The organism is Streptomyces sp. NBC_00536 (genome assembly GCF_036346295.1).
Taxonomy (GTDB): Bacteria; Actinomycetota; Actinomycetes; order Streptomycetales; family Streptomycetaceae; genus Streptomyces.
Genome location: NZ_CP107819.1, coordinates 850,669 through 871,690, shown reverse-complemented (window position 1 = coordinate 871,690; position 21,022 = coordinate 850,669). Strand labels below are relative to the sequence as shown.

The window sequence follows — 21,022 nt, the reverse complement described above, 5'->3', positions numbered from 1 at the left end:
CGCCGTGCGGAGAACGTCCTCCGCACGGCGGCGCCGACCTTCGGTCACACGGTCTTGACCGCTCGCGCTCCGTTCGGCGCGGACGGGCTGTGGAGCGGAGTGGTGATCTCCGGGGCACGCGGTGTCTGGAGTGTCGCGGCCGCTGTCTCGCGGGCGAGGAAGGCGCCGAGTTCACCGATGGTGCTCATGAGCGGTGCGGGGAAGACGACGGTGGTGTTCTTGTCGACGCCGATCTCCACGAGGCTCTGCAGGTTGCGCAGTTGCAGGGCGAGGGGGTGGGCCATCATCGTGTCGGAGGCGTCGCCGAGCGCGGCGGCTGCCATCGATTCGCCCTCCGCGTTGATGATCTTGGCCCTCTTCTCCCGTTCGGCCTCGGCCTGGCGGGCCATCGCGCGCTTCATGCTGTCGGGCAGCTGGATGTCCTTCAGTTCGACCAGGGTGACCTCGACGCCCCATTCGGCGGTGGTGACATCGAGGATCTCGCGGATGCCGAGATTGATGCGGTCGGTCTCCGAGAGGGTTTCGTCGAGGGTGTGCTGGCCGACGACCTTGCGCAGGGTGGTCTGGGCGATCTGGTTGATGGCCGCGCCCACGTTCTCGATCGCGATGACCGATTTCACGGCGTCGACGACGCGGAAGTAGGCGACAGCGGAGACGTCGACGCTGACGTTGTCACGGGTGATGATGCCCTGGGACTGGATGGGCATGGTCACGATCCGCAAGGACACCCGGTGCAGGACGTCAGCGAACGGCACGATGAGCCGCAGGCCCGGCGCGCGGGTCCCGGTGAGCCGGCCGAAGCGGAACAGCACGCCCTGCTCGTACTGCTTGACGATCTTCAGGGCCATCGGCAGCCCTATCAGGGCAACCACGGCCATGGCGATCAGCGCGAAGATCAGGACTTCCATGAAGATGCTCCTCACGAAGTGCGGTGGCGGAGCAAGGGATGACCCGGGTCCGTCTGCAGGGCTCCGCACCGGTGTGACCGGGGGCGGCGAGCCTGCCTCGCTTCCATGGTCGCGCGGCGCGGGTGGGGCGGGCAGGGGCCGAACGGTCCACATCCCGCGTCAGCGGGGAACGTCTTCGGCGCTGTGATCCGGCGGAGCGGTGCGGGTGCGGGTGTCGTTGGATTGGGCCGTGAGCCGGTCGATGACCGTGACCACACCGTCCAACTGTCCGGCGAGCCGGAGCGCGACGGGAATCTGGCTGCTCCTGGGCAGTCGGCCGTCCAAGGTGACGACCCCGTCCACGACACGCACGCTCACGGCGTCGGCGCCGATACCCATCGTGTCCGCCGGCACCTCCTCGACGAGCACCCGGCGTATCTCGTGGTCGGGGCGCAGGAACACGCGCAGCAGGTCCCGTCGCGTCACGATGCCGACCAGACGGTCTTCCTCGTCGACGACCGCCAGCCGCGTCACACCGCGTCGGGTAATGAGGCGGGCGGCCTCGGCGACGGTCTGTTCGGCGTGGACCGTGACGGCGGGCGTGGTCATCAAGTCTCCAGCGGTGAGGTGGTCTTGGACAAGCAGGTCGGTCCGCGAGATGACCCCGAGGACGCGCTCGTCCGCGTCCAAGACCGGCACGCCGCTGATCTCGTGTTCGACGAGCAGCGTGGCCACGTCCGCGGATGGAGCCCTCCCGAGGACCGAGATGACCTCGTCGGTCATCAGGAAGCCGACCTTGGCGTGCTTCATCTGTGGCCCTCCTGTCGGCTTCGGCCGGCGAGCGCACTTTGCGGAGCGCCCTCACTAGCCACCATCCGCCGCGTTCGTCCGTGGTGCGAGGACCGAACGGGCCTGTACGGGGACTGGCCGGTCTTCGGCGGTGTGCCGTTGACGAAGTGGCGCGCGGCGTGGCGGGCAAGGGACCTCAAGGTCCCTTGTCTGACCCCTGCGGCCCGATCCTCCCGCTGGTCCGGGTGGGAGTGTGCATGCACCCCGACGCGGTTCGACAGAGGCGGAAGCCATGGAAGGCTCCGCCCGGCCGTCCGGACCTCGACTCGGTCGTCGTCGGTGTCGACGGATCGAGCACCGCGCTGACAGTGGCATCCTGGGCAGCCGACGAGGCGCACCGCCGCAATGTACGGCTCCGGCTCGTCCTGGCCGTGCCCTCGTCCCACGGCACCGAGCACGTCATCGACGACACGTCATGCCCGTCACCCCTGGTTCCGACCGTGACCGGCCGGCGGGCGGAGGACTACGCTGAAGTCCGGGCGGGTGCGCAGAGCCCCTCGACGCCGCCGGAGGTGTCCATGGTCGGGGACGATCGAGACGCGTCGGCGAGCCGGATTCCGCAGCCGAGGCTGGACGCGCTCCAGGCACAGATCACCGACGCGCGGGATACCCGTGACCGGCTGACGGGCCTGCTGGAGGCGGTCACGTCGCTGGGGCAGGAACTGGACCTTGCCCAGGTGCTGCGCGGCATCGTGGAGGCTGCGGTCGTCCTCGTGGACGCGGAGTACGGTGCGCTGGGCGGGAAGGGCTTCGACGCGCAGGACGAGGGAGTCTTGTCCACCCTCGCCGTTGCCGCGGGCGTTGCCGTGGACAACGCCCGCCTGTACGAGGAGGTCCGGCTCCGGGAGCGCTGGCTGGCGGCGAGTTCCGATTTCACGAGCGCGCTGCTGTCGGGCTCATCCGAGATCGAGGTGCTGGAGGGCATGCTGGAGCGGGCCCGGGACATCATCTCGGCCGAGATGTGCGTCTTCTACCAGGTGGGGCCCAGCGGCGAGCTGCGCGGCTCGCTCGCCCTGGGCTAGGGGGCCGAAGCGCACCGCGGGATCGTGCTGCCCGGCAGCGAGGGGATCCTGGCCGCGGTCGTCCGGGCGCGGGACGGGCTGATGCTCGCACGGCGTACCGGGCGGCCGACGTTCGACGCGGCCGAGGTCGCACCCCCTGCCCCGGCTTCGGGGGGCAGGCGGCCCTGGCGCTGGAGCTGGCCGACCGGCGCCGGGACACCGAGCAGGTGAGCCTGCTCGCGGACCGCGACCGGATCGCCCGCGACCTGCACGACCTGGCGATCCAGCGGCTCTTCGCGACGGGGATGACACTGCAGAGCGCCCAGCGCTTCGTGGAGCATCCGGAGGCCTCCGAGCGGCTGGACCGTGCGATCGACGACCTGGACGAGACGATCAAGATCATCCGTACGGCCATCTTCGGGCTCCGCGACCACGAGGTGACGGGCGGTACCCCGAGACTCCGGGTCCGCGCGGTGCGGGCCGTGGGTGAGGCGGCGGTGCTGCTCGGGTTCGCGCCCGCCCTGCGCATGGAGGGGCTGATCGACACGGATGTGCCGGTGCCGGTCGCCGACGATGTGGTGGCCGTGCTCGGAGAGGCCCTGACCAACGTGGCCCGGCGCGCGCGGGCGGCGCGGGCGGAGGTCGCGATCGTCCTGGCGGACGGCGTGCTCGCCGTTACGGTGAGTGATGACGGTGTGGGTGTCGCGGAGGGTGGCCGTCGGAGCGGGCCGCGCAACCTCGCGGAGCGCGCCGAAGCCTGCGGAGGCGGGCTGTCCACCTCGCCGCGCCCGGACGGTGGCGGAACCCGACTGGAGTGGCGGATCCCGATCGGACCTTCCCGGTGAACTCGGGCCTCAGCGGCCGGTTTCGTCATGCTCGCGCACCTCGGCGGAGATCACGGCGGCCTGCACACGGCGTTCGACACCCAGCTTGGCGAGCAGCCGCGAGATGTGGTTCTTTACCGTCTTCTCGGACAGGAAGAGCCGTTTTGCCGATCTGGCGGTTGGTGAGGCCCTCGCCGATCAGTTCGAGTACGGCGCGCTCACGCTCGGAGAGCACCGTCAACCGCTTGTCCCCGGGCGGCTTCCCGGCGGTCGGGTCCCGGAGGGAACTCATCAGGCGGGCGGTGGTCGCAGGGTCGAGAATCGACTGGCCCGTTGCCACCGTCCGGACTGCGGCGACCAGGTCGGAGCCCTTGATCTGCTTCAGTACGTACCCGGCCGCTCCAGCCATGATCGCGTCGAGGAGGGCCTCCTCGTCGTCGAAGGACGTCAGCATGGGGCAGGCGAGGCCCGGCATGCGCGAGCGCAGCTCACGGCAGACGGTAATGCCGTCGCTGTCGGGCAGTCGGACATCGAGCACGGCCACGTCGGGCCGCAGGGCGGGCCCCCGGGCCAGGGCCTGGGCAGCCGTCGTCGCCTCGCCCACCACCTCGATGTCCGGCTCGGAGTCCAGCAGGTCGTGCAGCCCGCGCCGGACGACCTCGTGATCGTCAAGGAGGAACACCCGGATGGGCGCCGGGGCGGCAGCTGGTGCATCGGACACCCACGCCACACCCTCGGGTCGGATACATCTGGGAATAATTGTCTCAGATGCGGCTTCCGCTGCCGTGGGGTGCGTACAGGTCGAGCAGCCGGATCTGGGCGGAGACGAGCCGGTGGGCGAGCACCTGCCCCACCCACTGCCACATCGCGGAGGCGAGCGCGGGGTCGGCGTCCATCAGCTCGCGCACGGCGGCGGCATCGAACTCGTCGGTCCGCACCGGCGTCATGGTCTCGGCGCCGAAGTGCCAGGTGTGGGGAGGGAACAGCCAGGACCAGCCGACGAGCTCGCCGGGGCCGACGGTCTCGACCACCGCGGCCTGCCTGCCGGGTACGTGCACGTCCATGCCCACGTTGCCCGACCGGAGGACCCAGAACCGGGCGGCGTGTCCGCCCTGGTTGAACAGGCGCGCGCCGACGGGGAAGTCCACCTCGTGAGCCAGGGCCGACAGGCTGCGGCGGTGCTCCTGGGAGAAGGCGCGAGAGTAGACGTTGGGGGAGGAGGTGAGCCGGTGGAAGGAAGAGGTGCTCATGGCGGTTCTCCGTTCGGGTCCGCCTCCACCCTCGGCCCATGGCGGCCGGCCCGGGAAGGGCCGTTCGGTACCTTCCCCGACCCACACGGCCCACCCGTACCGCCCCGTGCGGGCGATCAGTAGGGCCAGGACCAGTCGGCGACCTCCGGCAGGTCGGTTCCGTGGGCGCGGATCCAGTCGTGGTGGCGGATCCGCAGGTCGCACATGCTCTGGCGCAGGGCCGCCGCCCGGCCGGCGAGTCCGGGGACGCGGTCGATGACGTCCATCACGAGCCGGTACCGGTCGAGGTCGTTGCGCACGACCATGTCGAAGGGGGTCGTCGTCGTACCGGAACGCGGCACCGTCCGCATGCTCGCCGGCCTGGCCGGGCTACCCGACACGACGGGCGGAGTCCTGACCAGCGGAGGCTCCATGGCCAACTTGCTCGCCCTGGCCACCGCCCGCACCAGGTTCCTCACCCGCCGCGGTTCCGGCGACGGCCCCGCCTACGACCGCGACCACGCCCGCCTCGCCCTCTACTACAGCGCCCAGGCACACATGTCCGTCACCAAGGCCGCCGCCTGCATCGGCCTGCCGGCCCACCGACTCCGTCCCGTCCCCACCGACGCGTACGACCGCCTGGATCCCGCCGCGCTGCGCACCACGGTCACCGCCGACTTGGACGCGGGCCTGTTGCCCTTCTGCACCATCACCACACTCGGCACCACCGCCACCGGTGCCGTCGATCCCCTCGGGCCTGTCACCGACCTGTGCCGGAACACCGGGATGTGGCACCACGCCGACGGCGCCCGGGCGGCCTCGGCGCCGCCGTCCCCGCCTTGGCCCCCCTCTACCGGGGCATCGGAGGCGTCACCACCCTGATCGAGCACTACCTCACGCTCGCCGACCAGCTGCGAGACAAGACCTCCGCTGAACCCCGGCTCCAACTCCTGGCCGGCGGTCCCTGGCCGGTCGTCTGCTTCCGCATCGCCGACCCAGACGAGGGAGACCCGGACACCCTCCACGCCGGCGTCGCCCGCCACGTACAGGACAACGGACGCGCCCACCTCGCCACCGTCGCCGTGCGAGGCCGCACTGTGCTGCGTGCATGCATGTGCAACTACCGGACCACGACCGATGACCTCGACCTCCTGATCAGCGAAGTCCTCCACGCCGCCGACGCCCAGGACCGCGCACTGACGAGGGCGAACGGTCGGCCGACGCACGGGTGGTCGCCAAACGCATCCACCGGCGGCCCGGGGTAGAGCCTGGAAAGGGTGCCGTGTTGGTGGTGGCCGGGGTGCGCGGAGAGGGAACAGGTGTTTAGAGGTCGTTTTCGTCCGATGTTCCATCCCGGAATCGGGGGTTCTGTGGTCTTCTTTGGGTCGCGCCAGGAGATGGTGTTCTCGCGGGCTTGCGGGCGGTGATTTCCATGTCGATGCCGAGGGTGGCGGCGTGCTCGACGAGGTGCTGGCGGTAGCCTCCGTCGACCCACACCTTGCGGATTGTGGGGTGGTCGGCGGCGACCTGGTCGAGCAGCGCGGTGCCGGCCACGGAGTCCTGCACGCTCGCCGCGGTCACCGGCACCGCGAGGAGGAGTCCGAGTGTGTCGGTGACGATGCTCCGCTTCCTGCCGACGATCTTCTTGGCCGCATCGACGCCCTGCCCGGCGGCGGGAACGCTGGTGGAGGTCTTGACGCTCTGAGCGTCGATCACACACGCCGTCGGCTCCGGGTCCCGCCCTTCCTTCTCCCGCAGAAGCTGCCGGAACAAGCCGTTGAGCTGGGCGAACACGCCCTCGTCAGCCCACTTGCCCCGCAGGCATCCACCTCATCCACGACCTCTTTTGGCGAGGTGACGGTCGCAGATGGGGCCAGCTCTGCGCGGTGACCGGTCCACCAGCGCAACAGCGCCTCATCGGCGAGGACCAGGCCGTCGCCGGTAGATCATCCTGTTCTTCTCGCCGGGTTTGTAGCAGCACAGCGCGGCGACCGAGATGCGGCGGCGGGAGCGCCCCGGACGCGGACCCAGCGTGTGTCCGCGCCGGCCCCAGGTTCGGGAGCGCGGCGGCGTCATCGCGAGTCCGGCCTCGTCCTCGAAGGGGCAGGCCCCGAGCGCCGAGGAACCCCAGCCGATGCGCGGCCGGGGTTCCTCGGCGCGGTGAGTATCGGTCAGCAGATGGAGTTGCCCACGCACTAGACAGCTCGTCTACGCGTCGGCGGACCGCACCCCATCGCGATCACCGTGGATCAGGCGGGTCAGCGCTGCAGGGTGAGCAGGCCCGGCCGGTACGGCAGTTTCAGGTAGTCGGTGCCCGCCGGTGTGTTGGTGGGGAGGCCCTGGTAGAGGAACTGCAGGTTGCAGGGATCGATGGTCTTGGTCTGGTCGGGGTTGTCGCGGACCAGGTCACCGTGGCTGACGCCCTTGGCCCAGGTGGAACCGCTGTTGGCCTGGCCCGCGAAGGGGCTGCTCTCGCTGCCGGCCTGGACGGTCCACGGACCGTTCAGGCTGGGGGCGGTGAACGAGCGGAAGTAGCGGTTCGTACCCTGCGCCTCAACGATCATGAGGTACTGGTTCTGGCCCTGGACCTTGTAGACCTCCGGCGCCTCGAACAGAAGGTCCGTTGTGTCGCTCATGACCGTCGTGTACGAGGAGCCGAAGCTGCTGGGGAAGTTCCCGATCGGCATGCTGGCCCGGTAGATCTTGCCGTTGTCAGCGCCGAAGAACAGGTACATGTTCTGGTCATCGGCGATCATGGTCGGGTCGATCGGGGCGTCCTTCTGGCCCTGGGGGCCGGCGGGGAGGCTGCCGGTGAACAGCGGCTGCGAGGCGGACCAGCCGTTGGGGTTGGTGGGGTCGCTGGACGTGCGGTAATAGAGCGGCCACTGACTCCACTGGGACACCATCACCCAGACGTTCTTGGGCGCGAAGTAGAACACTTCGGGCGCCACCGCGGGATCGTTCATCCCGGTCTGGGTGGCCGTCGCCATGTCCGGCCAGTTCGTGAAGGGACTGAACCCCGTCGAGCCCCACGACGTTCCGTTGGAGGTCGTCCCGTAGACCAGGTGCTTGCCGTTGTACGTGGTGGTGCTGAAGTCCTTCAATGCGACCTGCCCGTTCGCCGGCTCCGCCAGCGGACCCGTCGATGTCCAGCGGTAGGTCGACGGAAGAGCGCACGTGCCGGTGCCGATGTCGGCGACGGGGACGATCTGCCACTGCTGGTTGCTGCCGCCCCAGTCGGCGTACTGGACGATCTTGCCGCCGTCGGCGGTGGAGGCGCTCTGGACCTCAAGAGCCTTGCTGCTGTGGCGGTTCAGGAGGCGGACGTAGCCGCCGGCGGAGTCGGCGAGGCGGAACTGCTGGTTGGTCGCGTTGAGGTCGCTCCACTGGACGACGTCGGTGCCGTCGGCCGAGGACCAGTTGTAGTCGTCCAGGACCTTGCCGGAGTTACGGTTCTGCAGGCGGTAGTAGCCGCTGCCGGAGTCCAGGAAGCGCCACTGCTGGGCTTCGTTGTTGGAGCGGGTCCACTGGACGACGGGCGAACCGTCGGCGGTGGCGAAGTTGTAGTCGTCCAGCGCCTTGCCGCTGTTGCGGTTCACCAGCACGTACCACTTGCCGGTGTCGACCGAGGCGGCCGAGGCGGACGACGGGTTCACCATCGCCAGGAAGCCGGCCACGAAGACCATCGAGAGCAGGGCGGCCATCCGCGGCCGCCATCCTCGCCGTGTCGAGGTTCGTGGAGCTGTACCGAGAGCGTTCATCTGCACCCTCCTGGGGGCGACTTGGGCAGGGGCCGGTCCTTCTCGGTGCGTGCGTGCGTGCGTGCGTGCGTGCGTGCGTGCGGACCGGGCACGGCACGTCCGAGGCGGCGGCTAGGTGTGACCCCTGCGGGGTGGGGGGTACCGGGGGTACCGGGTCTCCGGTGCATTGTTAGCGCTAACAATTTGAAAGTCGAACATTCGCCGTGTTGCAGGGACGAAACCATGGGACATGAGAGGTCGTCAAGTACCGTGGCGTAACCTGTCCGTTACTGAGGCGTCATCAGGATCTCGTCCCGTCGGAGTTGTTGACGGGGCTGACGTGAGCGCTCACACTCAGCCCGCCACTTCGTCCAGTGCGCCCGGTTCCTCGAAGAGGTGCGTGGCGCCGGGGATGACGTCGAGCCGGTTCTCGCACCGGAGCTCGCGCTGGGCCTGGCGGTTCAGGCCGATCACCGTCGTGTCGAGGCCGCCCACGATGAGGAGTGTCGGCGCCCGTACGTCGGCGAGCCGGGGCCCGGCGAGGTCGGGGCGGCCGCCGCGGGAGACGACGGCTCCGATGTGCGCGTCGGCGGATCCGGCGGCCCACAGCGCCGCGGCGGCTCCGGTGCTCGCTCCGAAATAGCCGATCGGGAGGGAGGGCAGGGACGGAGGGTGTTCCAGCCGGCGGGTGGCGTCCGCCAGACGTCGGCCGAGGGTTTCGATGTCGAAGACGTTCGCGCGGTCGGCTTCCTCGGCCGGTGTGAGCAGGTCGAAGAGCAGGGTGCCCAGGCCCGCCCGGTTCAAGGCCGCGGCCACCGACCGGTTGCGCGGGCTGTGGCGGCTGCTGCCGGAGCCGTGGGCGAAGACGACGACCGCGCCGGCACCCACCGGTACGGTGAGGTCTCCGGCCAGTGCGAGGCCGCCGGCGTCCACTTCGACCTCTTCCACTTCGACCGCTTCCACCACGCCCTCGGCTGCCCGGGCCCGCGTGAGCAGGGCGAGGACTTCTTCGTCGGGGGTCTGGGAAAAGTCCTGGTACCACTCGCCGACGGCGCGGAAGACGTGCGGGGCGGACAGGCACACCACTTCGTCGGCCTGGGTGCGCAGGCGGGCCACCGCATCCGGCGCCGCCACCGGAACCGCCAGCACCACACGGGCCGCGCCCTGCGCCCGTACGACCTCGCACGCGGCCGCGGCGGTGGAGCCGGTCGCGATGCCGTCGTCCACCACGATCACCGACCGTCCGTCGAGCGGCACGCGCGGGCGGCCGCCGCGGAAGCGCCGCGCCTGACTGGCGAGCGCCGCCGTCTCGGCGCGCTCGACCTCTGCGAGATCCTCCGGCCCGACCCCGCTCATGCGGACGATGTCGTCGCTGATGACCCGTACACCGCCCTCGCCGATGGCGCCGAAACCCAGCTCACGGTGGGAGGAGACGCCGAGCTTGCGCACGACGATCACGTCGAGCGGGGCGCCCAGCGCCCGCGCCACCTGGAAGGCCACCGGAACGCCGCCACGGGGCAGGCCCAGGACGACGGGATCCTCCCTCGCCAGGTGGCGGAGCGCTTCGGCGAGACGCTGTCCTGCGTCCGTGCGATCGGTGAACGTCACGGCGGTTCACTCCCTACGCGGGGGAGAGGGAAACCTCGTACTTCGTACCCACCTCCTTCGACGCAAGCCCGTTTGCGGCTTCCGCGCAAGTCGGGAACGGTCGGCCCGGACCTCCGCCGGCGCTGGTCGTACTCCTTCGCCGACCTTCCCGCGCTGCTGGAGCGCCCCGGGCTCAGCCCAGCCCGGGAGCACCCCACACCGGGAACCAGCGGCCCAGGTCCGGCTCGATCGGCAGGTCCTCCGCGAGCAGCGCCCTGACCTGCAGTTCCGTGAGGTTGTCACGCTTCCCGGCCGGTCCCGTTCCTTCCGGAAGCGGCGCGAACGGGTAGAACGTGCCGCGCTTGTAGAGGTAGACCAGGACCAGCGGGCGCTGCCCCGCGGCCTCGCGGAAGCCCATCAGGGAACAGAGCAGCTGCGGACCGAAGCCGGCGTCCTGGAGCAGCGTGTTGACGGCGTGCAGGTCGTTGACCAGCGAGGCGGTGTCGTCGGCGGGGCGGCGGGCGAGCAGCCAGGTGTAGCCGTACGCGTCCTGGCTGAACTCGACCGGCCGCCCACCGCCACCGCGCCGGCTATCCGCGTCGAGGAGTTCCCGTACGTCCTCCTGGAGCCCGGCGAAGGCACCGCCTTCGACGCTGGCGAAGCACACCGAGCCGACGCCGGTCGGAGTGAACCCGGCACCCGCCTCAAGGGTGATCGCGGCGGTGGGCAGGCCGAAGAGCCGGTCGAGGTCGGGTGGTACCGGCTTGCTGCGGCCGAGGATGGTGTCGAGGAGTCCCACGGGAAGAACCTCCGCGTACCCGGTCAGGGACGGCCGAGCTGCGCCGCGATCCGGCCCAGCCGGTCCAGCCGCTCCTCCAGTGTGGGGTGGGAGGAGAGCAGCCTGCTCAGGCTCTCCTTCGAGGAGAACGCGGGCGCGAACCAGAACGCGTTGAACGGCTCCGCCTTGCGCAGGTCCCGGCTCGGGATCCGCGCCATCTCACCGGTCACCTTGGTGAGCGCGGAGGCGAGCGCCGAAGGACGGCCGGTCAGCAGTGCGGCGGCGCGGTCGGCGGACAGCTCGCGGTAGCGGGACAGCAGCCGGGTCAGCAGGAAGCTGATCACGTAGACGACGGCGCTGACCAGGGGGATCAAGAGCGCCACGACGGCGGCGTTGCTGTCGCGGCTGTTGCGGCCGAGTCCGCTGTACAGCGCGATACGGGTCATGACTCCCGCGAGGACACCGAGGAACGACGCGATGGTCATCACCGCCACATCGCGGTGGGCGACGTGCGACAGCTCGTGCGCGAGCACACCCTCCAGCTCCTCCGGCTCCAGGCGGCGCAGCAGGCCGGTGGTGACGCAGACCAGTGCGGTGCGCTCGTTCCGGCCGGTGGCGAAGGCGTTCGGTACGTCACTGTCGGTGATCGCCACGCGCGGCTTGGGCAGGTCGGCGAGGGCGCAGATCCGGTCCACGGCGCCGTGCAGCTCGGGCGCCTGCTCCGGGGTGACCTCGCGGGCGCCCATGCTGAAGGCCGTGATCCGGTCGCTGAACCAGAACTGCGCGATGAACAGGCCGCCCGCGACCACCAGGATGGTGGGCCACGAGCCCCGGAGAAGGGCCAGCAGCGCGCCGACGAAGACGACGTAGAGCAGCCCGATCAGGAACATGGTCGTCACCATGCGGGTGGTGAGTCCCCTGTCGGGGACATAGCGGGAACGAGACCGGGTCCCGGGCATCTGTCCGCCCTCCAGCCGGAGCACGGACGCCGCGCTCCTCACCCTCGATTGTGCCGCCTTCCCCCCCGCTGTGCGGAGGGTGCCGTCCTCGTCGAGGGTGATGCGGGTGCCGAAACAGAGGCGGGGGAGCGCCGCGGGCCGCCGCGCCTCGTCGAGGTCCCGTCCGGCGCCGGCCGTCGCCGGCCCCGCGGCGGCGAGCGAGTCGAGGGTCTCGGCCAGTCCGCGTCAGCCATGCCCGGCGTGCCCGCGTGGTGTGTGTGGGGGCACCCTGGAGGCATGGCCCGCGCGATATCCCGGGCGTCGGCAGGTCGGTCGCCGACAAGATCCTTGAGTACCTGAGGACCGGCCGCATGTCCGTCGTCGACGAGGCCAGGGCCTCCGTACCGGCCGGAGTGCGCGAGCTGATCGCGATCCCGGGTCTCGGTCCCCGCAAGGCCATGATCCTCTACGAGGAACTGGGCATCACCTCCGTCGACCAGCTGCGGGACGCCATCCACGAGGAACGGCTGCGCGACCTGAGGGGCTTCGGCGAGCGGACCGAGGAGAGCGGCGAGAGCATCACCTCCGAGACCGAAGAGGCGATCTACGCCAGGCTCGGACTGCCCTGGTGCGACGTCACTGAGCCTGGGCGGTTTGACCAAGCCGGGGGACGCGCTGGCGGAGGATCCCGGCGCGCTGGTGAGTCGTACGTTCCACATCGGTCAGGAGGACGTGGAGGTCCACACCATTGCTACGCGCAAGCCGCAGGCAAGCGCTCCGCTCGCACCAGTGGTCCAGCATCTGGCCGGTCCAGCTTCCCAACCGGGGCCCTGGAACGGCCCGCACACAGGATGAGGAACCCCAGCCGATGCGCGGCCGGGGTTCCTCGGTGCGGTGAGTGTCGGTCAGAAGACGGAGTTGCCCACGCCGTAGACCGCTCGTCTACGCGTCGGCGGACCGCATCACATCGCGATCACCGTGGATCAGGCGGGTCAGCGCTGCAGGGTCAGCACGCCTGGCCGGTAAGGCAGGAGGCCGTAGTCCATGCCGTCGGTGCTGGGGTCGCGCCCCTGGTACAGGAACTGGAGGTTGCAAGGGTCGATGGTCTTGGTCTGGTCGGGGTTGGTGCGCACCAGATCGCCGTGGCTGATGTCCTTGGTCCAGGTGGCGCCACTGTTGGCCTTGCCGGCGAAGGGGTTGCTCTCGGTGTCGGCCTGCGGTGTCCACATGCCGTCCAGGCTGGTGGCGGTGAACGAACGGAAGAAGCGCCCGTTGCCCTGCGCCTCGACGATCATGAGGTACTGGTTCTGACCCTGGACCTTGTAGACCTCCGGCGCCTCGAACAGGTTGGCCGCCGAGTCGCTCATGATCTTCGTGGACGACGAACCGAAGCTGCTCGGGAAGTTGCCGATGGGCATGCTGGCGCGGTAGATGCCGCCGTTGTCGTCGGCGAAGAACATGTGCATGTTCGTGTCGTCGCCGATGAGGGTCACGTCAAGGGGGCCCCCGACCGGGAGGGTGCCCGTGAACAGCTCCTGCTGCGCGGACCAGCCGTTGGGGTTGGTGGGGTCGCTCGACGTGCGGTAGGAGAAGGTGTATGGCCAACCCCCGTTGTAGGCGAGCACCCAGATGTTCTTCGGGGCGAAGTAGAACAGCGTCGGCGCGATGGCAGCGAAGGGCATCGCGTTCTGGGGGGCGGTGGCCATGTCGGACCAGTTCGTGAAGGGGCTGAAGCCCATCACTCCCCAGTCCCCGTTGACGCGGGTGTCGTGCGTCGTGCCGTAGACGAGGTGCCGGCCGTTGTAGTCGACGCTGGTGAAGTCCTTGAGCGAGACCCACCCCGACTTCGGCTGCGCCAGCGGGCCAGTCGATGTCCACCGGTAGGTCGACGGAAGAGCACACGCGTTGCTCGCCCCGGACAGGCCGGTCCACTTCTGGTTGCTGCCACCGTGGCACGACCAGATCTGCACCCCCGTGCCGTTGGCCGTACCCCAGCCCGAGACCTCCAGGCACAGCCCGGACCGCACGCCGACGATCGTGCCGTCGGAGTTCACCCGCCACTGCTGGTTCTCACTGCCGTTGCACGTCCAGATCTGCACCGGGGTCCCGGGCGCGGTGGCGCCGCCCCGGACGTCCAGGCACTTGTTGCCGTACACGGTCAGCTGGTTGCTGTTCGTCAACGTCCACTGCTGGTTGATTCCACCGTGGCAGTCCCAGATGTGCACGTTCGCGCCGTCGGTCTGGCTGAAGCCCGCCACATCGAGACACCGGCCGGAAGCAACACCGCGCAAGTCGCTGGTGGTGGCCGCCTGAGCCGGGCTGGCGACGAGCAGCGCCGCCAACGCGGCCAGGGCCGCAACCGCGGCGGCGAGCACCGCGGACAGGCGTCCGCGGCTGGAACTTCGTCTGCGCATTGAGATCTCCTTTGTGACCGGATGAGCCGTCACACGGTTCAGGCAGGGGCGACCCGTCCTCGGCACCCGCGGATCCGGCTGGATCGGGCACGGCGCGTCGGAGCGGCGACAAGGTGTGGCCCCTGTGGCGGTGGGGGACGCCGGAGTGTTGTTAGCGCTAACAATTCGCAGCTGGTACATCGGCGTTGGAGGCAGGAGACCAGGGGCCTGAGTGACTGTCAAGATCTTCTGCAAGATCCGTCGGACCGCACTGGCGGCGCGCTGTGCGTCGCGGTCGGCCAGGGCCCGCCAGTGTGCGGCTTCAGCCGCTCGGCCGCCGTGGGGGTGGTGCGCGACCGGGTCTCGGCGAAAAATGATTGAGATGGCAACCTTTTCGCTCTGAGTGGCCACTTGGGGGTGTACCGACGAGGGCGAGCCGTGATCAGCGGCGCTTCGCCCTCCGCGCCAGCACCCGATCGGAGCCCCACGTGTCACCAGACGACCCGAGATCCGCCGAGCAGCCGATGCCCTGGGATCGCACGCACCGACGTAGCCGGATGCGCCGGCGCTTTGTCGCGGGGGCGGTGGCGGTGCTGGCCGCCTCGGTCGGCCTCGGCGCCCTGGCGCCCAGCGCGGGCGCCGCGCCGACCGTCGACATCAGTGTGAATGCCGGTGCCTCCCTGGGCACGGTGCCCAGCAGCGGCGTCGGCCTCAACACGGGTTTCGGCGACGAGCACATGGGGGACGCCAAGGTCACCTCGCTGATGAAAGCCGCGGGAGTCCGGCAGCTGCGCTATCCCGGCGGCTCCGGCGCGGACGACTACCACTGGAAGACCCACACCTCCGGCGACGGCAAGGGCTGGATCCCCTCCAACACCGACTTCGACCATTTCATGGCCACCGCGAAGACGGTCGGCGCCCAGCCGATCCTGACCGCGAACTACGGTTCCGGCACCCCCCAGGAGGCCGCCGACTGGGTCAAGTACGCCAACGTCGACAAGGGCTACGGCGTGAAGTACTGGGAGATCGGCAACGAGGTCTACGGCAACGGGCACTACGGCGACGGCAAGGGCTGGGAACTTGACAAGCACGCTGACAAGAGCCCGACGGCGTACGCGAAGAACCTGATCGCCTACGCGAAGGCGATGAAGGCCGTGGACCCGAAGGTGAAGATCGGAGCGGTGCTCACCACCCCCGGCGGCTGGCCGGATACGGAGAAGGCTCCCGGTGACAGCGCCGACTGGAACAACACGGTGCTCTCCATCGCGGGAAGCTCGATCGACTTCGTCATCGTCCACTGGTATCCGGGCGGCGCCACCACGGCAGACCTGCTGAACACCCCCTCCCGGATCGCCGGTGTCACGTCCTGGCTGCGCTCGCTGATCGCCAAGTACGCCGGCTCGCGCGCCGCTTCGGTGGAGATCGCGGTCACCGAGACCGACGCCGTCGGCTCGCCCGCCCTGACCAGCCAGGCCGCAGCCCTGTTCGCGCCGGACACCTACATGACCTGGTTCGAGCAAGGCGCCACCCACGTGGACTGGTGGAACCTGCACAACGGCACGGACCAGGCACCCACCACCGTCAACGGCCAGACCGACTACCAGGACGGGGGTGTTCTCTCCGCCGCAACCTGCGCCGGAGGCAAGTGCCAACCGCCGCGCGAGACACCCTTCCCCACCTACTGGGGCATCCGCTCGCTGACCGCACTGGCCCAGCCCGGCGACACCATGGTCAAAGCGTCCTCGGGCAACCCGTCGGTCGCCGTGCACGCGGTGCGCAGCACCAACGGCGCTCTGAACGTCATGCTGATCAACAAGAGCCCGCAGAACGCGGCGCAGGTGTCCCTCTCGTACGCCGGATACACCCCGGCCGCAGGGCCGGTCACGACCGTTTCGTACGCCACCGGAGGCACCGCCCTGACGACGGCGGAGCGGGGCACAGCGGTCGCACAGACGCTGCCGCCGTACTCGATCACGACCCTTCAGCTGAAGCCCGCGTCGGGCACCGCGGGCGCTGACAAGCCGACGCCCGTCCCCACGCCGACCGCCACCACGCCGGTTGCCTCCGCCTCCGGCACGACCGGCACCCGCGCGCAGGCGGAGATCGGCGCACGCGTCGGCCAGCCGGCCCCGAGCAGCACGTCCGGCGGCCTGGCTTCCACCGGGGTGAGCAACGCTGCCATGTACAGCGCCCTCGGCGGCCTGCTGGTCCTCGCTGCCGGCGTCGCGCTGGTGCTTCGCGGACGTCGCCGCAAGGCGTTGCACGGGAAGTGAGACCGCGTGAGTAATTGACGGCCCGGCAGCAACACCACCCACCCGTGGCGTGCGCACCGGGCCGTCGGCCTCCACCTCGGCCTCCACCTCGGCCTCCACCTCGGCCTCCACCTCGGCCTCCACCTCGGCCTCCACCTCGGCCTCCACCTCGGCCTCCGCCTCCGCCTCCGCGTCGGCGTCGGCGTCGGCGTCGGCGGTGAGGAAGGGACGGGGTCAGGGAGCCCTGCCGGAATTGCATCCGCGCGCTGGGCCAGGCCGTCGGTGGGCCGAGGAGGGCTTCGGCGGTCGGCAACCTTTGGCGGAGCTGCGGCGACTGAGGGGCGACCCCAAGACGATCACACCCACGGATCGTCCGATCACACCGCCGCGTACTGCTGCGCACCGCTGACCTGAGCGGGTGTGCGAGGCAGGTCCGGAGCAAGGAGCACCCCCCCCATGAACGAGACGGATCCCACCGCGCACGGTCGCGGTCGGCGCACGCACGCGGCCGGTGGCGAGCGGCGTACGCGGGGACGCCACCGCCGGCGCTGGACGACGATGGGTCTGGCGCTGGGCGTGCCCGGTGTGCTCGGCCCCTACCTGCTGTTCGTGCAGGCCGACTCGGAGGCCGCGACATTGGATACCGACGCCTACTACGAGGTGGTGTCCGTGCGCAGCGACAAGGTGCTGGACGTGCCCGGGGCGGACACGTCGGACGGCGTCTGGACCCGGCAGCAGAGCCGCGTGGCCGGCGCGGCGAGTCAGCAATGGCGGCTGAGGCCGACGCGGGACGGCTACTACGAGCTGGAGAACCGCAGCAGCAAGAAGGTCCTCGGAGTGCGGGGTGCTTCCGGACAGTCGGCGGCCGCCGTCGAGCAGCAGTCCGACCACGGCGGCGCCGCGCAGCAGTGGAAGATGGACGACGTCGGCGGCGCGGCGGTGAAGATCGTCTCCCGGAGCAGCGGCATGGTGCTGGACGTGTGGGGCGGCTCCAGCGGCGACGGCGTGCCGCTCGTCCAGTACGCGGACCAGGGCGGCACCAACCAGCGGTGGAAGCTGGTGAAGGCGGGCGGCTCGGGCAGCAGGTACACCTGGCACAACGCGCAGATAGTCGGCGGCGGGTTCGTCACCGGGCTGGTCTTCAACCCCGCCCGCAAGGACCTGCTGTACGCACGGACCGACATCGGCGGTGCCTACCGCTGGGACGCGACCGCCGCCCGCTGGACCTCCTTGACCGACTGGATCGGCGGAGCCGACTGGAACCTGCTGGGGACGGAGAGCCTGGCGACCGACCCGGTCGACCCGAACCGCCTGTACCTCGCGAGCGGCACCTACACCAACGACTGGGCGGGCAACGGCGCGATCCTGCGCTCCACCGACCAGGGCAGGACGTTCCAGCGCACCGACCTGCCGTTCAAGCTGGGGGGCAACGAGGATGGCCGGTCCATGGGTGAGCGGCTGGTGGTGGACCCGTCCGACCACCGCACGCTCTACCTGGGTACCCGCAAGAACGGGCTCTGGCGCAGCACCGACTACGGCGTGACCTGGAGCCAGGTCGCCGGTTTCCCCGTGAAGGACGGTGCGAGCAGCGGCGTAGGCCTCTCCTTCGTGACCTTCGGTCCGTCCGGCAGCCGGACGATCTACGTCGGGGTGGCCGACAAGACCACCTCGCTGTACCGCTCCACCGACGGCGGCAGCACCTGGCAGGCCGTGCCCGGCCAGCCGAAGGGGGAGCTGCCGCAGCACGGTGTGCCGTCCGGCGACGGCTCGCTGTACCTGACGTACACCAACGCGCCGGGCCCGAACGGGGTGACGGCCGGTTCGGTGTGGAAGTACACCCCGTCCAGCGGGGGCTGGAAGAACATCTCGCCGTCCAGCGGCGGTTACGGATTCGCCGGCCTGGCGGTCGATCCGAAGCACCCGTCCACGGTCATGGTCACCACGCTGGACCGCTGGTGGCCCTCGGACGAGATCTACCGGTCCGCCGACGGTGGCGCCTCCTGGAAGGCGCTCGGCGCGACCTCGGTGCGGGACAGCTCCGCAGCGCCCTACGTGGGCACCGGCATCGGTCACTGGATGGGCGCCCTGGCCATCGACCCCTTCGATTCGGGGCACGTGCTGTACGGCACCGGATCGGGGATGTGGGGCAGCAACGACGTGACCGCGGCGGACACCGGTCGGGCGACGCACTGGACCGTCCCGGCCAAGGGCCTGGAGGAGACCGCGACCCTCGGGCTGATCAAGCCCCCCGGTCTTCCCCTGATCAGTGCCCTCGGCGATGTCAGCGGGTTCCGGCACGAGGACCTCACCAAGGTGCCCGCCAAGGCGTTGTCCGGACCGCTGTTCACCAACACCACGGGTATCGACTTCGCCCAGTCGCAGCCGCGGTTCATGGTGCGGGTCGGTCTCGGCGGGGCGCAGCACGGCGCCTATTCGACGGACGGCGGAGCCGACTGGGCACCCTTCGCCGCGGCGCCGGTGCGCGAAGCGGGCGGCGGTTCCGCGGCCGTCTCGGCGGACGGCGGCACGGTGGTGTGGACCCCCGACGGGCAGGTTCCGTACTCCTCGACCAACCGCGGGTCGTCCTGGACGGCGGCCTCCGGTCTCCCCAAGGACACGGCCGTGGTGGCCGACCGTTCGGCGGCGGACACCTTCTACGCCCTCAGTGGCGGCACCCTGTACGCCAGCACCGACGGAGGGAAGCACTTCGGCGCCCGGGCCACCGGCCTGGGCGACGGGCAGCTGAAGGCGGTTCCGGGCATCGCCGGTGACCTGTGGATCACCGGTGGGGGCAACGGACTCCTGCACTCCACCAACGGTGGGACGAGCTTCGGCAAGCTCGGCGGCGTGGAGCGGGCGAGCGCCGTCGGCTTCGGCAAGCCGGCCCCGGGTGCCGGGTACCAGGCGCTCTACCTCAGCGGGAAGGTGAAGGGCGTCGCCGGGCTGTTCCGTTCCACCGACGGCGGCTCGGTCTGGGTCCGGATCAACGACGACCAGCACCAGTTCGGTGGGAACGCCGTCAACGTCATCAGCGGCGACCCCGACGTGTACGGCCGGGTCTACCTGGGCGGCTACGGCCGTGGCGTGGTGTACGGCGACCTGTCCTGATGCTCCTGGCCCGTGGGCGGGCGGCGGTCCACGCCGTTCCACCCACGGGCCGGCCTCGTGGCACGGCCTCATCGTGGCGGGGTGAATCCGCCCCAGACCGAGAGGGCGCCGCGGGGACCGCCGGCGTCGACGCGGTAGCCGTCGTGCCCGGCCTCGCGTGCGCCGGTGGCGTGGTTGTACTGGCCGGCGAAGACATGCTGTCCGGCCGGTACCGTGCGGCCCGGCTTGAGGATCCAGCGGTAGACCACTGCCCCGCCCTCGTTCTGCACGGTGACGGTGAAATCCTCGGCCGGCAGCGTCCGCCAATTGCCGGTGCTCTGCACCGCTCCGGTCTGCGCGATGCGCAGTTCCACGGTGAGCGCGCTGAGCGGCTCCGTGGACGTGAGGGTGACGTTGCTCTGCGCCCAGAAGCCGTTGCTGTTCGCGCCCAAGGCGCCGGCCGACGACAGAGGCCCGTCCTGGACGTGCGCGCTGCCGGGCGGGGCCGAGTCCGCGGGGCTCGGCGCCGAGGGGCTGGGGCCCGGCGGGGACGAACGGTCCGGCGTGGTCGGGCGGCCGGTGGCGGGCGCCGATGGTGTCGGCGGTGTCGCCGGTGTTGGTCCGGGGGGCCTGGACGGCGCCGACGGCGCGGCGGGGGTGGCCGAGACCTCCGGCCGGGCCGGCGGTGACTGGACGATGGCGGCCACGGCGAAACCACCGACCGCCAGAGTGCCGACCGCGGTGAGGGAGGCGAGCGCGACCCTGGGCCAGGGCCTCACGCCGGACCGCTCGCGGTGGCGGGCGGGGGCGCCGGACATGCCGCGTTCCACGCGTGCCAGGATCCGGGCGCGGTCGGGCTGGTGGGCCTCGGCGGCTGCGCGCAGCCGCTCGGCGAGCTCCTCGTTCAACGACTCCTCCTCCCCGCCAGAAGTTCCCCGGCTGATCCCGTGCCGTCCAGCATCCGTTCCAGTTCGGCCAACCCCTTCGAGGTCTGGCTCTTCACCGTACCGACCGATATCCCGAGCGCCAGCGCGGTGTCCTTCTCCGACAGGTCGAAAGCGTGCCGCAGGACCACGCACGTCCGCTTCCGGAACGGCAACCGGGCGAGAGCGGTCCGCACGTCCACCACTGCGGCCACGTCCGGACCGTCCAACGGCTCCGCGCCACGGGACCAGAACAGGGCGATCCGGCGGCGCTCGCGCACCGCGCTGCGGATCCGTGACCGTGCCAGGTTGGCGACCACGCCACGGGCGTAGGCGAGTGGGTGTTCGGCCTGGCGCAGCCGGTCCCAGCGCTGCCACAGCGCGGTCAGGGCGTCCGCGGCCAGATCGTCGGCGCCGTCCGCCTCGCCCGTCAGAAGATGGGCGAACCGGGCGAGTTCCGCGTAGTGGCGTTCGAAGAAGTCGTGGAACTCCGCGGACGCGTCATCGAGGACCATGTCCGACGGTCGCCCCTTT

The 21,022-nt window shown here is 70.5% G+C and carries 14 protein-coding genes and 7 pseudogenes; 7 read left to right on the top strand and 14 right to left on the bottom strand.

The features are described from left to right. Nucleotides 1–44: 44 nt before the first annotated feature. Together OHS33_RS03670 and OHS33_RS03665 are read right to left on the bottom strand one after the other, a co-directional pair. A complete protein-coding gene (locus tag OHS33_RS03670; protein ID WP_330328922.1) occupies nt 45–908 on the bottom strand; it encodes a slipin family protein in 864 nt (287 codons plus the stop codon). Between the two features lie 159 nt (nt 909–1,067). Further along, the gene (locus OHS33_RS03665) at nt 1,068–1,697 is read right to left on the bottom strand and encodes a CBS domain-containing protein (protein WP_330328921.1); all 630 of its coding nucleotides are present in this window, start codon (nt 1,695–1,697) and stop codon (nt 1,068–1,070) included. A 236-nt stretch (nt 1,698–1,933) separates the two neighbouring features. Between OHS33_RS03665 and OHS33_RS03660 the strand changes: the two are divergent. Together OHS33_RS03660 and OHS33_RS03655 are read left to right on the top strand one after the other, a co-directional pair. Continuing rightward, nucleotides 1,934–2,110 (top strand): annotated as a pseudogene (locus OHS33_RS03660) (universal stress protein); the annotation flags it as partial. 144 nt (nt 2,111–2,254) lie between these two features. After that, nucleotides 2,255–3,582: pseudogene (locus OHS33_RS03655) on the top strand (sensor histidine kinase). 9 nt (nt 3,583–3,591) lie between these two features. Here the strand turns inward: OHS33_RS03655 and OHS33_RS03650 are convergent. The 3 genes and pseudogenes from OHS33_RS03650 to OHS33_RS03640 all read right to left on the bottom strand — a co-directional run. Beyond that, a pseudogene (locus tag OHS33_RS03650) lies at nt 3,592–4,282 on the bottom strand (response regulator). Between the two features lie 43 nt (nt 4,283–4,325). After that, complete coding sequence (locus OHS33_RS03645) at nt 4,326–4,811, bottom strand: Crp/Fnr family transcriptional regulator (RefSeq protein WP_330328920.1); 486 nt, start codon at nt 4,809–4,811, stop codon at nt 4,326–4,328. Between the two features lie 116 nt (nt 4,812–4,927). Beyond that, nucleotides 4,928–5,140: pseudogene (locus OHS33_RS03640) on the bottom strand (hypothetical protein); the annotation flags it as partial. On the opposite strand from OHS33_RS03640, the gene OHS33_RS03635 reads away from it, so the two are divergent. Further along, nucleotides 5,067–5,672: a pyridoxal-dependent decarboxylase gene (locus OHS33_RS03635; protein ID WP_330328919.1), complete on the top strand. Its 606-nt coding sequence runs from the start codon at nt 5,067–5,069 to the stop codon at nt 5,670–5,672. The pseudogene OHS33_RS03640 and the gene OHS33_RS03635 overlap by 74 nt on opposite strands. Continuing rightward, on the top strand, nt 5,630–6,055 hold the full coding sequence (locus OHS33_RS03630) for a hypothetical protein (RefSeq protein ID WP_330328918.1): 426 nt from the start codon (nt 5,630–5,632) through the stop codon (nt 6,053–6,055). Before OHS33_RS03635 ends, OHS33_RS03630 begins: the two co-directional genes overlap by 43 nt. Before the next feature lie 142 nt (nt 6,056–6,197). Here OHS33_RS03630 and OHS33_RS03625 read toward each other — a convergent pair. The 6 genes and pseudogenes from OHS33_RS03625 to htpX all read right to left on the bottom strand — a co-directional run. After that, nucleotides 6,198–6,602, bottom strand: a pseudogene (locus tag OHS33_RS03625) (transposase); the annotation flags it as partial. A gap of 120 nt (nt 6,603–6,722) precedes the next feature. Further along, nucleotides 6,723–6,893: pseudogene (locus OHS33_RS39790) on the bottom strand (IS630 family transposase); the annotation flags it as partial. A gap of 155 nt (nt 6,894–7,048) precedes the next feature. After that, nucleotides 7,049–8,494 carry a non-reducing end alpha-L-arabinofuranosidase family hydrolase gene (locus OHS33_RS03620; protein WP_330328917.1) on the bottom strand — a complete coding sequence of 482 codons (1,446 nt, stop codon included), beginning with the start codon at nt 8,492–8,494 and terminating at the stop codon, nt 7,049–7,051. Nucleotides 8,495–8,884: 390 nt separating this feature from the next. Further along, on the bottom strand, nt 8,885–10,138 hold the full coding sequence (locus OHS33_RS03615; RefSeq protein ID WP_330328916.1) for a phosphoribosyltransferase: 1,254 nt from the start codon (nt 10,136–10,138) through the stop codon (nt 8,885–8,887). Nucleotides 10,139–10,310: 172 nt separating this feature from the next. Then, entirely contained in the window at nt 10,311–10,916 is a 606-nt protein-coding gene (gene pspAB, locus OHS33_RS03610; protein WP_330328915.1) for a PspA-associated protein PspAB, read from the bottom strand. Nucleotides 10,917–10,939: 23 nt separating this feature from the next. Then, nucleotides 10,940–11,854 carry a zinc metalloprotease HtpX gene (gene htpX / locus OHS33_RS03605; protein ID WP_330334891.1) on the bottom strand — a complete coding sequence of 305 codons (915 nt, stop codon included), beginning with the start codon at nt 11,852–11,854 and terminating at the stop codon, nt 10,940–10,942. A gap of 278 nt (nt 11,855–12,132) precedes the next feature. Between htpX and OHS33_RS03600 the strand changes: the two are divergent. After that, nucleotides 12,133–12,402 (top strand): annotated as a pseudogene (locus OHS33_RS03600) (helix-hairpin-helix domain-containing protein); the annotation flags it as partial. A gap of 423 nt (nt 12,403–12,825) precedes the next feature. On the opposite strand, the gene OHS33_RS03595 reads toward OHS33_RS03600, so the two are convergent. Then, nucleotides 12,826–14,247: a non-reducing end alpha-L-arabinofuranosidase family hydrolase gene (locus tag OHS33_RS03595; RefSeq protein ID WP_330328914.1), complete on the bottom strand. Its 1,422-nt coding sequence runs from the start codon at nt 14,245–14,247 to the stop codon at nt 12,826–12,828. 536 nt (nt 14,248–14,783) lie between these two features. On the opposite strand from OHS33_RS03595, the gene OHS33_RS03590 reads away from it, so the two are divergent. Beyond that, the gene (locus OHS33_RS03590) at nt 14,784–16,499 is read left to right on the top strand and encodes an LPXTG cell wall anchor domain-containing protein (RefSeq protein WP_330328913.1); all 1,716 of its coding nucleotides are present in this window, start codon (nt 14,784–14,786) and stop codon (nt 16,497–16,499) included. A gap of 537 nt (nt 16,500–17,036) precedes the next feature. Then, nucleotides 17,037–19,586: an RICIN domain-containing protein gene (locus OHS33_RS03585; RefSeq protein ID WP_330334890.1), complete on the top strand. Its 2,550-nt coding sequence runs from the start codon at nt 17,037–17,039 to the stop codon at nt 19,584–19,586. Between the two features lie 68 nt (nt 19,587–19,654). Here OHS33_RS03585 and OHS33_RS03580 read toward each other — a convergent pair whose 3' ends face one another. Both OHS33_RS03580 and OHS33_RS03575 read right to left on the bottom strand, forming a co-directional pair. Further along, complete coding sequence (locus OHS33_RS03580; RefSeq protein ID WP_330328912.1) at nt 19,655–20,473, bottom strand: hypothetical protein; 819 nt, start codon at nt 20,471–20,473, stop codon at nt 19,655–19,657. Continuing rightward, nucleotides 20,470–21,003 (bottom strand): SigE family RNA polymerase sigma factor, encoded by a 534-nt coding sequence (locus tag OHS33_RS03575; protein ID WP_330328911.1) that lies wholly within the window; start codon nt 21,001–21,003, stop codon nt 20,470–20,472. Before OHS33_RS03575 ends, OHS33_RS03580 begins: the two co-directional genes overlap by 4 nt. Nucleotides 21,004–21,022 lie beyond the last annotated feature (19 nt).

Bases quoted from the DNA above. Each gene is read 5' to 3' on its own strand.
- OHS33_RS03585 (WP_330334890.1), top strand. From the start codon at position 17,037: ATGGGTCTGGCGCTGGGCGTGCCCGGTGTGCTCGGCCCCTACCTGCTG.
- OHS33_RS03595 (WP_330328914.1), bottom strand. From the start codon at position 14,247: ATGCGCAGACGAAGTTCCAGCCGCGGACGCCTGTCCGCGGTGCTCGCC.
- htpX (WP_330334891.1), bottom strand. From the start codon at position 11,854: ATGCCCGGGACCCGGTCTCGTTCCCGCTATGTCCCCGACAGGGGACTC.
- OHS33_RS03645 (WP_330328920.1), bottom strand. From the start codon at position 4,811: ATGAGCACCTCTTCCTTCCACCGGCTCACCTCCTCCCCCAACGTCTAC.
- OHS33_RS03620 (WP_330328917.1), bottom strand. From the start codon at position 8,494: ATGGCCGCCCTGCTCTCGATGGTCTTCGTGGCCGGCTTCCTGGCGATG.
- OHS33_RS03665 (WP_330328921.1), bottom strand. From the start codon at position 1,697: ATGAAGCACGCCAAGGTCGGCTTCCTGATGACCGACGAGGTCATCTCG.
- OHS33_RS03635 (WP_330328919.1), top strand. From the start codon at position 5,067: ATGACGTCCATCACGAGCCGGTACCGGTCGAGGTCGTTGCGCACGACC.
- OHS33_RS03590 (WP_330328913.1), top strand. From the start codon at position 14,784: ATGCGCCGGCGCTTTGTCGCGGGGGCGGTGGCGGTGCTGGCCGCCTCG.
- OHS33_RS03575 (WP_330328911.1), bottom strand. From the start codon at position 21,003: ATGGTCCTCGATGACGCGTCCGCGGAGTTCCACGACTTCTTCGAACGC.
- OHS33_RS03670 (WP_330328922.1), bottom strand. From the start codon at position 908: ATGGAAGTCCTGATCTTCGCGCTGATCGCCATGGCCGTGGTTGCCCTG.